The sequence below is a fragment of the Subtercola sp. YIM 133946 genome, from assembly GCF_036553535.1.
Taxonomy (GTDB): Bacteria; Actinomycetota; Actinomycetes; order Actinomycetales; family Microbacteriaceae; genus Subtercola.
In genome coordinates, this window is record NZ_JAZHPE010000039.1 from 31600 (window position 1) to 46195 (window position 14596).

At 59.8% G+C, this 14596-nt stretch carries 12 protein-coding genes; 4 read left to right on the forward strand and 8 right to left on the reverse strand.

Annotated features, from left to right (window positions below; genetic code table 11):
• Window positions 1-23: 23 nt before the first annotated feature.
• Complete coding sequence (locus tag V3W46_RS12780) at window positions 24-932, forward strand: alpha/beta hydrolase (protein ID WP_331783505.1); 909 nt, start codon at window positions 24-26, stop codon at window positions 930-932.
• Between the two features lie 27 nt (window positions 933-959).
• Here the strand turns inward: V3W46_RS12780 and V3W46_RS19660 are convergent, their stop codons facing one another.
• The 5 genes from V3W46_RS19660 to V3W46_RS12800 are packed head-to-tail and all read right to left on the reverse strand — an operon-like array spanning window position 960 to window position 6367.
• On the reverse strand, window positions 960-1370 hold the full coding sequence (locus tag V3W46_RS19660; RefSeq protein WP_443069980.1) for a YybH family protein: 411 nt from the start codon (window positions 1368-1370) through the stop codon (window positions 960-962).
• 6 nt (window positions 1371-1376) lie between these two features.
• On the reverse strand, window positions 1377-2294 hold the full coding sequence (locus V3W46_RS12785; protein ID WP_331783506.1) for a VOC family protein: 918 nt from the start codon (window positions 2292-2294) through the stop codon (window positions 1377-1379).
• Between the two features lies 1 nt (window position 2295).
• The gene (locus tag V3W46_RS12790) at window positions 2296-3372 is read right to left on the reverse strand and encodes an ABC transporter ATP-binding protein (RefSeq protein WP_331783507.1); all 1077 of its coding nucleotides are present in this window, start codon (window positions 3370-3372) and stop codon (window positions 2296-2298) included.
• On the reverse strand, window positions 3369-5345 hold the full coding sequence (locus tag V3W46_RS12795; protein WP_331783508.1) for a dipeptide/oligopeptide/nickel ABC transporter permease/ATP-binding protein: 1977 nt from the start codon (window positions 5343-5345) through the stop codon (window positions 3369-3371). Before V3W46_RS12795 ends, V3W46_RS12790 begins: the two co-directional genes overlap by 4 nt.
• Window positions 5342-6367 (reverse strand): ABC transporter permease, encoded by a 1026-nt coding sequence (locus V3W46_RS12800; RefSeq protein WP_331783509.1) that lies wholly within the window; start codon window positions 6365-6367, stop codon window positions 5342-5344. Before V3W46_RS12800 ends, V3W46_RS12795 begins: the two co-directional genes overlap by 4 nt.
• Window positions 6368-6582: 215 nt before the next feature.
• Between V3W46_RS12800 and V3W46_RS12805 the strand changes: the two genes are divergently transcribed.
• Window positions 6583-7326, forward strand: a complete 744-nt coding sequence (locus V3W46_RS12805) for a TetR/AcrR family transcriptional regulator (RefSeq protein WP_331783510.1) — start codon at window positions 6583-6585, stop codon at window positions 7324-7326.
• A 5-nt stretch (window positions 7327-7331) separates the two neighbouring features.
• Here the strand turns inward: V3W46_RS12805 and V3W46_RS12810 are convergent, their stop codons facing one another.
• Together V3W46_RS12810 and V3W46_RS12815 are read right to left on the reverse strand one after the other, a co-directional pair.
• Window positions 7332-8540, reverse strand: coding sequence for an acyl-CoA dehydrogenase family protein (locus V3W46_RS12810; protein ID WP_331783511.1), 1209 nt, complete (start codon window positions 8538-8540; stop codon window positions 7332-7334).
• Window positions 8541-8694: 154 nt separating this feature from the next.
• The gene (locus tag V3W46_RS12815; protein WP_331783512.1) at window positions 8695-10125 is read right to left on the reverse strand and encodes an ABC transporter substrate-binding protein; all 1431 of its coding nucleotides are present in this window, start codon (window positions 10123-10125) and stop codon (window positions 8695-8697) included.
• A 616-nt stretch (window positions 10126-10741) separates the two neighbouring features.
• Here V3W46_RS12815 and V3W46_RS12820 point away from each other — a divergent pair.
• Window positions 10742-12211: an MFS transporter gene (locus tag V3W46_RS12820; protein ID WP_331783513.1), complete on the forward strand. Its 1470-nt coding sequence runs from the start codon at window positions 10742-10744 to the stop codon at window positions 12209-12211.
• A gap of 10 nt (window positions 12212-12221) precedes the next feature.
• Here V3W46_RS12820 and V3W46_RS12825 read toward each other — a convergent pair whose 3' ends face one another.
• A complete protein-coding gene (locus V3W46_RS12825) occupies window positions 12222-13346 on the reverse strand; it encodes a helix-turn-helix domain-containing protein (RefSeq protein ID WP_331783514.1) in 1125 nt (374 codons plus the stop codon).
• A gap of 935 nt (window positions 13347-14281) precedes the next feature.
• On the opposite strand from V3W46_RS12825, the gene V3W46_RS12830 reads away from it, so the two are divergent.
• Complete coding sequence (locus V3W46_RS12830; RefSeq protein ID WP_331783515.1) at window positions 14282-14593, forward strand: transposase; 312 nt, start codon at window positions 14282-14284, stop codon at window positions 14591-14593.
• Window positions 14594-14596: the final 3 nt, after the last annotated feature.

The following is a 14596-nucleotide window of genomic DNA, read 5'->3' on the forward strand; positions in this document are numbered from 1 at the left end:
CTCCTACGAAAGGCAAGGCGCCGATGCATTCCGACCATGATCAGAAAATCATCGAGATGATGAATGAAGAACTTCTCCGCGAAGTTGTGCCAATTCTCGAGCAGGGCGAACCGACTCCCGAGCGCTGGCGAATCGCCATGCAGACCATGGACCGCTGGAAGAACCACTCGGCCCGTCCAGATCCGGAGATCGGGTCGTACCACGCCGAAGTACCGTTGCGGCCAGCGTTGAACGCATCGATCGCCGTGCCGCTGGGCGACGGGCCCTTTCCGGTTGTGATCATCACCCATGGCAATGGTCTCTCGGCAGGCAGCTCACACTTATATCGGCGGTTCACGAGCGATGTCGCAGCAAGCGGCTACCTGGCGATCACTCCTGACTTCCGTCTCGCTCCCGAGCATCCGTTCCCAGCGGCTCACGATGACCTCCGGTTCACGCTCGAGTGGGCGAGAGATCACGCGACAGAGTTCGCGGGCGACCCCTCACGACTCGTGCTCTGGGGCGACTCGTTCGGCGCGGCACTCGCGCTCGGACTGATCTTGCACCTGCAAACAGAACCGGAGGCGCCCACGATCACCGCGTTCGTCGGATCAGAGGGGGTGTACAACTTCAACACGTCTGTGCTTGCCTTCCCAGGCCTTGCAGAGTGGTACTCCGGCGGCAACAAGGAACTCCTGACCGACAAGCGCGTGAGCCCCATTTACCACATCGACGAGGGAGCGGCTCTGCCCAGCATTCTGCTCATTGCAGGCTCAGGTGACTCATCCATGTTCGAGAGCGTCGATCTTGCGCTCGCGTTACAGCGAGCAGGTCACGACTTCGAGTTGTACGTTGTCGAAGGCATGCCTCACATGTTTATGACCTATCCCGATCTCGACGGCATGCGAGAGGGCCACCGACTGATGTTCGACTACCTGGCCCGCACTGTGTGAGTTGCTCGGGTTACATGGCCGCTAGAGCTACCGCGGTAATCGCGAGGTTCGAGCATTGCTCCAGCTTCGATTCATGCGGGTCATCGACGCACTTACGCAAGAAAGCGAGCCATGACCGGCACCGACATTCAACGTCACGAGGAGTCTCTTGCCCAATCCGGATTCGTATTTCATTCGAACAATGGCGAGGGCCGTGCAAGCTCCCGAGCCGATCTCCTGCACCCTCAGAACTTCGACCGATGTGCGGGTGGGTTCCGGACATCTGAGCCGTGAAACAAACGAAGCTATCTCGTCGCGACCATAGTACGCATCGCCTTCGGCTGATGTGAGATGAGCTTGATCAGTGAAAAGCGCCGCGAAGCTCCTTGCGTCTCCCCTGTCATAGGCCTTCAGGAGCTCGGCTACGAAGTTGCGGATTCGCTCGCGCAAGTCGCTCATACACGCTCACACCTCGACGGATCGGTTCGCCGACGCTGTTGGGCGAATGAAAGCCGTTCGCTTGGCCAACCACGGTTCGGGAATCGCCGAGCCCCACTCGTCAACTGCGCGTTGATCACTCAACGACCAGACGCGCGGCTCACTCCACCGCGGATCATCCCCGATGGAGATCATGCCGGAATCGAGCTCCACAAGCACCCCGGAAGCATCCTCGGTGTAAGCAAAAACGCTTCCTCCGGTTCCGTGGCGACCCATACCCCACACCAGGTAGTGCGATTCGTCAACGTAATTGTCAACCCGATCCGCCAACCCGCTCACCGTTTCGTAATCGAATGCGATGTGGTGCAGCTTCGGGTCGCCCTTGAGGATCGCGACGCCGTGATGAGGCGCGTTGAAGACCGGGCAGTGCAGCCAAGCGAGGAAGGGGTCATCCGTGCTTCCAAGCCAGTCGGATGGCCGGAGATCGAAAGCGGCACCGAAGAACTCAACCATCGCGGCCACGTCGGGCGCAGTGACGTTGAAGTGTGAGAAGCGGAAAGGGCGCTCGATTGCCGTCGGTGACGGCTCAGGTACTTCCTCGATGCCTGAATAGAGCTTCACTCCATAACCCAGAGGAATCTCGAGGAGGTGAGCCTCATCCACACCCGGGTGCCGAATTGGCCCGGCATCGATCGCTCCTGCCGCCACGGCGCGGGCAACGTGCTCCGCTAGGTCGCCCTCGACTTCGAGGTTCAGGTGGCGCAGAGCTGTCACTCCCGTGGTCGACTTGTTCAAGATCAGATCGTGGTGGCGGTTCGAAGCACGGAGATAAACAGTGTCGCCGTCTACCTCTGTGACCTCAAGGCCCACCTTGTGAACGAAAAACTGAATCGACGCTCCGAGATCGGGCACGTCGAGCGAAATCGAACCTACACGCGTAATCATTTCATGCTCCTATTGAGTTGCTTGGGCTGCTTTGCGGCACCTGTGAAATGCCGTTATTCCGTACCGCAGTCGTTGCCGGTGTGCGCAGATCACGCCACCGATGACAAGCGACTGACGAGCCTTCCGGAGTCTCCTCCAGCGCCGGCCGACTGGTGCGACAGATCGCCACAGCATGCGGGCACCGAGATGCGAAAGGACAAGCATTCTCGCCGGAAGGCGCCCGCGCTTCGCTCGCGTCAGACAGCCTCAGTTCCCGCCAGCTTCCCTGCTCGACGGGATCTGGAACCGGAACCGCAGACAACAGCGCTCGGGTGTAGGGATGGGCGGGAAAGGAGTAGACGGTGTTTGAAGCTCCCTGCTCCATGACCTGGCCCTTGTAGACAACAATGATGCGATGCGAAAGATGGCGCACGACTGCGAGATCGTGGGCAATGAACAAGTAGCTCAGCTGAAACTCGTCTTGCAATTCCCGCATCAGGTTGAGAATCTGCGCCTGCACAGAGAGATCAAGCGCACTGGTGGGTTCGTCGCAGATGACAAGTCTTGGTTGCGTCATCAGGGCGCGAGCAATGGCTATTCGCTGTCGCTGGCCGCCAGAGAACCGGTTGGGATACTTACTCGCGGCATCTTCAGACATACCGACGCGATGAAGCATCGTGGCTACTCGCGCTTCGATTTCTGATCGGCTGCGATGACCCTGGGCGATGAGACTCTCAGACAACGTTTGTCCGATCGTGCGCGTCGGATTCAGTGAGCTGTACGGGTCTTGAAAGATCACCTGAAGGTCGGCGCTGATTTTGCGGCGCTGACCATAGCCGGCATGAGTTATGTCGTCACCTGCCAGCGAGATGGTGCCTCTATCGATCGGCGCCAGCCCGAGAATCGCCCGCCCGATAGTCGATTTCCCCGACCCTGACTCCCCCACGATTCCAACTGTTTCGCGCGGCGCGACCGAGAGCGACACGCCATCGACGGCCTGCAACGGTGGGCGACGCCGCCCCAGCTTGTACACGACGCCGAGATCGCGAACCTCGAGCAGTGGTCGGCTATCCCGGTGAACCGATGAGTTCTCGATCACGAACGTGTCACCTCAACGAGCTCTGATTCCTGAGCCAGCACACGGAAATGAAGACACCGCGTCTCGCGCTCATCGGTTGGTTGAAGCATCGGAATTTTCGCCTCTCCACACTCGGTCGTCGATAGGCGGCAACGTGCCTGAAAATGACAGCCGACGGGCCACGCACCGGGTTTGGGCACGGTGCCTGGAATGGTGGGTAAAACGTCACCGGGGATCGCATGATGAGGGTTCGAAGAAAGCAATGCAGCCGTATATGGATGCATCGGCTCACGGAAGATCGGAATGATTCCCGCCCGTTCGACGACTTGCCCGGCGTACATCACGACAGCTCGATCACAAACATCGGCGATGACGCCCCAGTCGTGGCTGACCAAGAGAATGGCCATCCGTTCGTCGTGCGCGAGTTCGCGAAGCAGTTCGAGGATCTCTGCTTGCACGGTGACATCGAGCGCCGTGGTCGGTTCGTCGGCGATCAACAGTGTCGGGTTTCCGCTGAGCGCACGCGCGATCGCGACTCGCTGAGCCATGCCGCCCGAGAGCTCGTGCGGATACCGTCTCGCCACAGCAGCGGGGTCAGGCAGCCGAACTCGCCGTAGAAGGTCGATCGCGGCAACTCGCGCTTGGCGACGAGTCATGCCCTGATGCAGACGTAAGGTGTCCTCGAGCTGAGTGCCGATTCTGAAAACTGGGTTGAATCCGACCATCGGCTCTTGAGAGATCAGCCCGATTTCACTGCCGCGAATGCGGCGAAGTTGCTGTTCGGACAGCCCGACGAGGTTGCGGCCGGCGAATCGGATCTCGCCCGAGGTGATCTGCGCCCCACCAGTCAGAAGGCCGAGTATGGCCATCGCCGTCATCGTCTTGCCAGAACCGGACTCACCGACAAGACCGACGGTCTCGCCGACCCGGACGTCGAGCGTCACTCCCTCGATAATGGTCAGCTCGCCACCTGGCGACGACACCGACACACGCACGCCTTCCATGCTGAGAAGGGCGACTTCAGCGGGGGAACCGTCGTCGCCGGAGTCGGAGCGACCGCCTTCAACCCGCAGCGCAGCAGCCTGAACCTGGGTGATGTCTTTACGGCGGATTCTTCGCCGCGGCCCTTGCCAGGTTTCAACCCCGACATCTCGAATCTGATCTGAGAGAAGCAAGAAGGCGAGCATCGTCAGACCGATTGCAATACCGGGCGGCCAGATCAGCCATGGTTGGCTGCTGATGTTCTCGAGGCCTTCGGCGATCATTCCACCCCAACTCGGGGCCGGTGCTTCGATGATGAGATTCAAGTACGCAAGACCGGATTGCACCAGGAGAATAGCGGCGGCAAGAAAGGACGCCTGCACGATGATCGGGCCCGCGATTCGGGGCAGTACATGGTGTCGAAGGATGTAGAAGCGGGAGAGGCCGGACACCCGGGCAGCCTCGATGTACAGCTCGCGGCTGACAGGCAAGGTAGCCGACCGAACAAGGCGAATGAGATGCGGCGACACCAGCAGGCCGAAGGTGATCATTGCCGCGAGAAGGCTCGCTTTGAAGATCGACAGCACCACGAGGATGACGATGAGGCCGGGTATCGAGAAGGTCAGATCAGAAATCCACGTCAGTATTCGGTCGGGAAGTCCGCCGAAGTAGCCGGCTATCACGCCGAGCGGCACACCCAATGCAAGGACGACCACCATTCCTTCTACAACACCCACCATTGTGACGCGAGTGCCGACCAGGAGCCGCTGAAGCACGTCTCGGCCAAGGGCGTCGGTGCCGAACCAATGATCGGGGGTGGAACCTTGGCGCGCTCGAATCAGATCGCCCGCTTGCTCGTGGTCCACACCGGGCCAGATCACAGGCGCAAGAATGGCCACGAGAATCACCAGGAGCAGATACCCGATGCAGGCCAGCGCTAACGGCCGTCGAAACAGACGGCGAAGCGCGTTCGGCGATTCGATCGCCTCCGTGGCTGTGGTGATGGCGCTCATGCGGTTCGTACTCTCGGATCGAGCCAGGTGTACATCAGGTCGACAATGAGGTTGACGATGACGACCAGGATTGTGAAATAGACGGTGACGCCGACCACCAGCGGAACGTCTTGCTGGTACGTCGCACTGACGGCAATAGATCCGAGTCCGGGCATTGCGAAGACGCTTTCTATGAACACCGTGCCGCCGAGCAGTGACACTGCCTCGAGGCCGAGCATCGTCATAACCCTGGTTCCCGCGGGCTTCAACGCGTAGCGCAAGAGAATCCGATGAGGCGGTATGCCGTTGGCCCTCGCCATTCGGATGTGCTCGCTGCCGAGCACATCGAGCATGGCCTCCCGCGTCTGCCGTGCCACCGCAGCGACACTGGCCAATGCGATCGCAGCGACCGGCAGCACGAGAGAACGCAGCCAGTCCGCGACCGAATCGTCGATCGGGACGTATCCGACGGCGGGTAGAAGCCGGAGCTGCACCGCGAAGATCGAAACCAACACGGCGGCAACCCAGAAGGACGGCAGGATGAATCCGAGCTGCGACAGCACATCGATTCCTCGACCCGTCGCGCCGCCCCGAACCGCGCTGAGCACCCCCAGGGTGACGCCCACAATCAACGTGACGAGCAGCGAGAGAAAGAGAAGCGAGAAGGTCACCGGGAGCCGCTGGTTCAGGATGTCGACGACGCTTTCGCCTCGGAAAATCGATGTACCGAGGTTGCCCTGCACCGCATTCTGCAGCCAGTCCCAATACTGCTGGTAAAGCGGTAGATCGAGACCGAGTTGCTCCCGAAGGGCAGCGTAGGCCTCGGGAGAGCCGCTCGGTCCCAGTATCTGCCGTGCAGGATCGCCGGGGATCAGCCGCATCAGCACGAACGAGAGCGCTGAGACGACGAAAAGCAGAGGTATGGCGAACAAGATCCGCCTCGTGATGACCTGCGCGATCGGGTCGCGAAGCAGGCCACCAATTCGACTCCCCCGCCGCACCTGCGGTTGCTGCAGTGCGACGTTGACATCAAGCGACGTCATTTATCGCACACCAGCGCCTGATGCGTATCGCGTGAGCGCACCTGCGCTCGACGCTGAGAACGCCAGATATCGACCGTCATTGGTTCCTCCGACTTGATTCTCAATGAGACTAGTCTCAACGATGTTGCGTGTCAATGAGACAAGTCTCAACTCTTGCAGTTCGTGGTCACGGGGCACATGGAAGCGCCGGATTCTGCTCGCGTATGCTTGTTGTCATGTCTTCGCAGCCTGCTGGGCCCGTTTCGCCTCGAAGGCGTCGGCCGTCAGCATTGAGCCGGGAGAGCATCATTCGGGCTGCGATCGGGGTAATCGACCTGGAAGGCGTTCAGGCGCTTTCGATGCGTCGATTAGCCCAGGCGATGGATGTCGGGACGATGTCGCTGTACTACTACGTGCGCACCAAAGACGAGCTCCTTGCCCTCGTCGATGACGCACTCATGGGCGAACAGATTTTGGCCAGTTCGACCGTGCCCCCAGACGATTGGCGCGCAGCATTGACGGAATTAGCCGTGCGCTCATGTGAAGCTTTTAAGCGTCATCCATGGCGGCTGGCGGTGCTTGGAGGTATCACTCACCGGGGGGCTCTCGGCGCGAACGGACTTCGCCATCTGGAACAGTCTCTAGCTGCCGCGGGCGTCACGGGGCTACCGCTTCGTGAGTGTCTGAACATTGTGCAACTGGTCGACAATTATGTCGTGGGTCACGTGCTGAGAACTGCAGGAAAGAACGACACCGAACAGCGCGAGATCGGCGACGTGATTTCCGTCAGCGTCGCCGATGGAAGCTACCCACTGATTTCAGCGCTTTTCGGAGACGCAGGCGAAGCAGCCTCCTCGACCGTACGGTTCGAGTCGTATGCAGAAGACGATCATGCCTTCCTTCGTGGCCTTGGCGTTCTCATGGATGGCATTGCTGCGGAGGTTGATCGGTACCGGTCTTCAGCAACGTCGTCGAGGTGACCACATTAGACAAAATCGCGAGTCGGGTCATCTGATGTCGCGCGGCCAAGCAATATCTCCCCCGACAGCTCGAGAAATCGATCCTCGTCGATGGTCATGTGGCTCAGCAGCACTTGGAGATCGCGCACGACCCGTTGGGTCGTTTCGCTCGAGCGATACACCGACGAACCCGACCCACCCATCACGAGCTGCACCGACTCCCATGCCATTCGGCATACCGCGAGGCAATCCAATTTGATCAAAGCGCGTAGTTCGTGACTCATGTCGTCTGCGGCAGATGCATTCAAATCTATTGTGATCTTCACGCTGTGATCGAGTCGAGCTTGAGCCAGTCGCAGCGCAGACGTTGCGCGGGCGTATCGCATCTGTGCGGCGACCGTGTCGCCAGCAAGCGTCTTACTGAAGGCGGCGAAACGCTTGTCTAACCGGCGGCGATAATCCTCGAGCAATCCTTCGGCGGCTCCGATCGCCATGGCCGGAAAGAGGAAGGTCATGACGCTTCGGGCGTCATACCCGTAGATCGGCTCAGAATACAGCTTGGCTCCAGGATTCTTGCGCCCGAACAAGTCGTCGAACGGAATGCTTCGTTCCGCCGGAACGAATTGGGAGTCGATTTTCACGTCGTTACTGCCACTGCCTTGCATCCCCGCCATGTACCACGTATCGATCACGTCGACGTCGCTGCGCGGCAGTAGGAACATCGACACCGCGCCGCTCTCGTCCCCCTCGATGAGGGCAGTGACAACAACCCAGTCGGCATGCATCACCCCGGAGCAATAGCGCCAGTGTCCCGTTAGCTCGAATCCATCAGCGACGGGAATCGCTTTGCCAACGGGGTGGGCCACCATGGCCATCAGGCTGGGTGGCCCCTCGGCGAAGACCTCGTCTTGGACGTTCTTCGGGAACCGGGCGATCATCCAGTTGTGGGAGGTGAGAAAGCCCAGCGTCCAGGCCGCCGATAAGTCACCCCGGGCCAAGATGCGCAGCAGGTCGACGAATTCCTGCAGACCAGCACCGGCCCCACCGAGCTGACGCGGCACGAGGAGAGAGAATATTCCGGCATCCGCAGCATCGTGGATGGTCGAGTCCGGCAACCGGCGCAGACGCTCCGTCTCCTCCCCCCGCTCACGAAGCGTCGGAACCAACGAAATCGCCTCTGTGAGAATTTCATCGGCATTCAGCACTGCGGCGGGCTCCAACGGTAAGAGATTCATGGTTGTCCTATTTCGTTCGATGAATGCATCACGCAAGAAATACGGGTAATGAGACTACTCTCATTACTTCGAGAGTAGTCTCATTACCCATGATGGTCAAGATTCCCCGCGTGTGCTCACTCGAGCATCCGACCGGGAGTCTGCCGAGTTGTTGCTAAGAAGCCGGCTGCCACTGGTTTGCTGGCAAGAGGGTGCCGTTGACAACAACGTTTTTCACCGAGTCGGTGGTGTAGCAGTAGTTGAGGTCTTGCCCCACGGGCAGGTAGTACGCCTGCTCCGCCATTCGAGCAGTGATGCCCTGCCAATATTGGGGCTGGTCGGTCTCGGCAGCCGAGCTTCCCGTGTCGTACATCTGCTGCAGCGTGGAATCCGTCCATCCACCTCCGGCTTGGTTGTACGTACCCCCTGGAAGGAATCCGCCCAGCGTCAACCACATCGAACGACTGCCGTCAAACCCAGCAACCTGCACTCCGACCGGATCTGTCGAATACGATTGCTGCCACTCGCCTGGCGCCGAGAACGAATTCACGTTCACGGTGACGCCGACGTTGCCCAGATACTGAGCCACAGCGCTGGCGAGTGGTGTGCCGCCCGCGCCAAAGAAGGCCGCCGTATTGAGAGTGACGCTGAAGCCATTCGCGTATCCGGCTTCTGCGAGAAGTGCCTTGGCCTTGTCAGGGTCATATGGGTAGTAGTCGGGTTGATTCGGGATGCTCCCATCCGAACTCAGAAGTGTGTCGACCGGCTTTCCGGTCATCACCGTGCTCATGATGGTTTTCCGGTCGATTGCATAGTTGAGCGCCTGTCGCACGCGTACATCGGCGAGCGGCTTGTCGATGGCCCCCAGCACATCGAGGCTGTAGCCATATTCGGGGCCCGTGGTCGGCAACAGCTGTATCCCTGCCGATTTCGCGGCGTCGTTCGTCGAAGCGTCACCGAACATCACGTCGATCTGGCCGCTTTGCATCGCCTGCAAGCGGGCGGTCGGGCTCGCAATGAACTTGGCTACGACACTGCTCCAAATCTCCTTTGACTTGTCGTAGTAGTTGTCGTTCGGAATCAGAGTCCACTGCGAACCCGACACGGTTCCTGACTTGTCCAGCACGTAGGGACCGACACCGCAGGTCTCCGTCGCCAATCGATCAGGCGCATCCACGCACGCTGGCGAGGAGACCATGCCCCAGGTCGTCTGGTCGGAGAGGACATAAGGAACCACCGGATTGGGCGCGTTGAGGTTCAGCGTGACCTTCAGGTCCCCATCAGTGTCAATCGATGCGAACGGGCCGGCTGACCCGCCACCCATAACCTCAACGTCACCCCCATTCTGCGAAGCGTAGTAGAGGAGCCACTTCTTGACCGCGTCAGCGGTCAAGGGTGTGCCGTCAGAGAATTCGACCCCCTGACGAAGCGTGAATTCGAACGTCTTGTTGCCCGTGCCGACGTATCCCCAATCCGTCGCGAGACCCGGTGCGTACGTGCCGTCGGGATTGACGTAGAGCAGCGGCTCATTGGTGAGCACTCTCAAGGTCTGATACTGAGGAGCGTTGTCACGCGCAGGATCCATGTTCTCCAACGGAGCGCTCATGCCGTATGTCAAAACCTGCTTCGTTCCGGAGCTCGCGGAGCTCCCACCCGAGCACGCCGTCATGACGAGGGCAGCAGCGATGAGACCCGCGCCCAACGCTATGGCACGAGACGATTTCTTTCTGCGATAGTGGCCGACGCCACCTGGTGTATTGCCGAGCATGATTCCTCCACAAGGGATCGGGGGACCGAGCGCATCGGCTGAGCGGAGCGCCATCGGTCACACTTTCGGATTTCTGATACCAAGACGGCAACCTCGCTCAGCGAGCAGAAGTCAACGCGTCGACGCGTGAAATCCGATCTGATCCTTGCGAAGAGCCCATACCCCTCTGCCGGTTATGCAGCAGAAGATCGCTCATCATCGAGCCTTGGCTCATGTGCCTGAGAGTAGTCTCATCAGTTCTTCAGAGTCAAGTACGAGGCCTCCGCCAACTGTGCGTTCACGCGGCGGATTTTGGCGACAATTGGACATTGATGTCTGGAGAGTCGGCCAAATACGTTTACAGCACGCGGGACCACGAGGTTCGGATCACGAACGATCTACGCGGCAGAACCCACGACCGAGTTACAGCGACACCGATCGCTTCCCTGTTCAACGAAGAATGGAACACGAACGTATGACTTACTCAACGGCGTCAGTACCCTCGACGGATCCGGTAAACCCGGCCAAGGGCTGGACACCAAAACTTTTTCTCTGGTTGGTCATCCTTGTCGTCGTCGTCGAAATCGACACGATGCAGATCACCGGACCCGTGCTCGCGCTGACGTCGATCCTCGATCACTACAACACGAGCCAGTCGGCATGGCTGACCGTGGCTCCACTGCTGGCCGGGGCTATCTGGTCACCGCTGATCGGGCGCTACGCCGACATCCACGGCAAACGAAAATCGATCCTTCTCGCGATCGTCATTTCGATGGTCGGTTCGTTGATCTGCATCGTTGCACCGAACTATCTGATCCTCATCGCGGGGCGCGCACTTCAGGGCGCACTCATCACGACGATCTTCCTGTCGGTGGCGTTGATTCGCCAGACGTTCCCCCTTCGCACCGTCGCCCTTGGCGTAGGAGCCGTTGCGAATGGCAGCGGAATTCTCAACGTGTTCGTGCCGTTTGCGATATTTGCTGCGATCCAGCAATTCGGCTTCGTGTCGACCTTCTGGATTCCCTTGTTCGCATCAGCTGTGCTGCTCGTGATCGTGCGGCTAGTGATTCCGGAGTCCGACGTTCTCGCTGAAGGCAAGGTGAATGTGCTCGAAGGGCTCGTGCTCGGATTCGGGATCTCTGCCATCCTGGCCGCAGTGAGCTTGGGGGCGGACTGGGGGTGGACCTCGCTCGGAATCATCGCACTGTTCACTGGGGGCGCTGTTCTGCTGGTGTTGTGGGTGCTCATCTCTCGGCGCTCGAGCAATCCGCTGATCGACATTCAACTCTTCGCCAATCGCGGTGTCGTTTTCACCCTCCTTGTCGCCGGGCTCGCCGGAGGCGCGAGCGGCATCACCTACCTCCTGGTCGCTTACGCAGCGAGCACACCCGCAGCAGCTGGACTGGGATATGGGCTCGGCGCGAACACAGCATTGTTCCTATCGGCCTTCCAACTCGCGACAGTGCTAGGCGGTCTCATCGGCGGGTACCTCGGCGGACGACGCTTCGGAATGCGACGAAACCTGATCCTCTCGCAGGTGATTCTGCTGGCTGGTTTTCTCGTTGCAGCTGCGGCGATGCAAACAACCGTCGGCCTGCTGGTCTTCGTGGGTCTGTCTGGCCTCGGCGTCGGCGCGACCTTCGCTTCGGTCTTCAATCTCATCGTCGTCTTCGTGAAGCCCGAGATTCAGGCGATCGCAGCCGGCACGGTGACTCTGATGGTGTCGCTCATCGGGGCGGCAGTGCCCGTCATACTCGTCGCGATCTTGAACGGCAATTTCCAATCATCAGTTCCAGGCCTCTTCACCAAGGAGGGCATGGTCGCAGGCTTCATCGGCGCAGCGATTCTTGCGCTTGTCGGTCTTGTCGCCGCGATCCTCGTAGCGACAAGTAGACCCGTCGAACCAGAAGCCGGCGGAGCCGACCTGGTGACGGCTGCTGATTGACGCGTGCTGACTAGTCGCTTGTCTCACGGGTCAGGCGTCGAAGCAGCAGGGCGAATTGCAGCCGGAACTTTCCCTGAGGTGTCGTGATCGAATACCCGAGCGCAGACTCGAGCTGCTTCAAGCGGCTCACCAATGTCGAATGATGCACGTAGAGCGACGTTGCTGCATGACGAACACTCGTGCTGTCAGCGACAGCGCACAGCGTTTCGGCAACCCAGGGAAGCTCGGCGCACGCTTCATCGATCGCAGCCACGTCGGCAATGTCTGTGACATTCGACGTCACGAGCATGGGCAGGATGGAAGCGGCGCCGAAGTCGTCTTCGAGAATATGCTTCGCACCGCCATACCCACGAGCATCGTTTGATGTCAGCCTCAGCAGCCCCGACGCCACACGCCACGCTCGCGGAATGTTCGCGATTGTGACGACCGCACTCGTGCCCGATCGCGCATTTTCGACGTCAGGCGCAGCCCAAGAATTCTCGGGAACGATGATCGCGAAGGTGCTGCCGACCTTCGCCTGCCAGCTGGCTGCGGTTGTCGACTGAAAGTGGGAGCCCCGATTGAGTTCACGAACTTGCATTTGCGAAGCAGCAATGACACGGACTTTCGAAAGCCGACTGAGTCCCAACTCTGACGCGGCGTCTACCCGCACGCTTTCAGGGCACTGCTCGTCAAGCAGAGTCCGCACGAGCGACGTCCGCATCGAGGCGGTCGACCACCCAGCGTTCAAGAGCAGGTCGGCAATCGCTGCGAACCGTTCAAGTGTCATGCTTTCGACGAGGGACGGTTGACTCGAGGCGTGCTCGATCCAGACGGTTACGCCACGACGATCGCCAACGGCTCTGGCGCACCGGCGATATTGTTCGTCTGACGGGAGCTCCCGAAAAGTCCGCCCGTCGGGATGTCGACGAATAATTAGTCCGCGCTGGTTGTCGTGGAACCCAGCAACCGACCGCGAGACGATTGCAGCGCAGAGAACGAGCTCCTCGATCGAGGGCTGGGACCGCATCAGCTCATCGAATTGGACGATAACACGTAACCCGACGTCGCTCTCATAGAAATAATCGATTGAAGTGTTTTGCGCTGCACGCATCGATTCTCCTTTGACCCAACTCAACCCCCAGAAGAGGTTCAATGAGACTAATCTCATTCTACGGATTTCACAATGAGAGTACTCTCAATACCGATTTGGTTCGAGTGAAGGAAGAGCGCTGAGGGCCGTTTGGGCCCTTCGAAGACCTCGAGGTGATCCGGAAGGTTGCGGTCATGTCGACTTCGAGGTTCTGCGAACCCTCCGACATGCCCGAGCGCACCTGCCGCGCCGGCAAGCCAAGGCGCGTGCTGCCCATCCGCCGAAAGGCCCTGGCCGCGCCCTGCCCGGGTGGGGGCGCGAGAGTTGGTTGTGAAGCATGCGGCAGCGCATCCGGCGTGGGGTCACCGGAAGGTGTGGGCCATGACCCGTCACGATGGGCGCCGGGTGTCGCAGTCGACGGTGCTGCGTTCGCTGCGCGACGAGGGCATGATCTTGCCTGCTGATTACCAGCGCGAACGCCGGAAAATCGCCGAACGCAGGAAGGCTGCGTTCGCCAAGAACCCCGGGTCCGAACCAGGTCTGGAAACTAGATTTTCCCACGCAAGCGGGAGGTGCCCCCAGCGACTACGAGACCACGGCAGGTGAGGTATGGCGGATCACGGGCTGCCGGAACTATTGGTCGAAGTTATGAGTACGACTGCCATGTTTCATCGACCAGCAACCAGCATCACGCGATCGCTGCTAGGAACGGTCGCAGTCTCTCTCACTCATCGCAACTCGGCTCAATGTCTCGGTCAGAGGCTCAGCGGCCTCGGGTTGAGCGGGTCAATTTGCACGTGAACATGGGTGCAGGTGTCTTCAAATTGGCCGATGTTGGTCAGAAATATGTTGTTTCCTTCGGCTTCTCGGCACTCCGATTGCCCGGTGTCGGAGTTCTCGGGCATGACCGGGTCGAGGGCTTTGAGTAGTTTGATGGCGTTTGAACCGTCTACGGTTTGATGCCGTCTTCTTTCGAGTTTGGAAGGAAGATATTGATCATGCCGAAACGTATTCCGGAGGAGACGAAACAGCGCGCGGTGCGGCTGGTTTTGGATCACCTCGACGAGTATCCGAATCTGTCGGCCGCGTGTGAGAGCGTCTCGGGGCGCCTCGGCTTCGGGGCCGAGTCGTTGCGTCGCTACGTCAGACAGGCGCAGGTCGACGCGGGCGAGCTGAAGGGTCTGACGACCAACGATTCCGAAGAGGTCAAGCGGCTTCGACAGGAGAATCGTGAGTTGCGTGAGGCGAACGCGATCCTGAAGGACGCGGCGGTTTTCTTCGCCGGGGAACTCGACCCCCGACGACGCTGATCC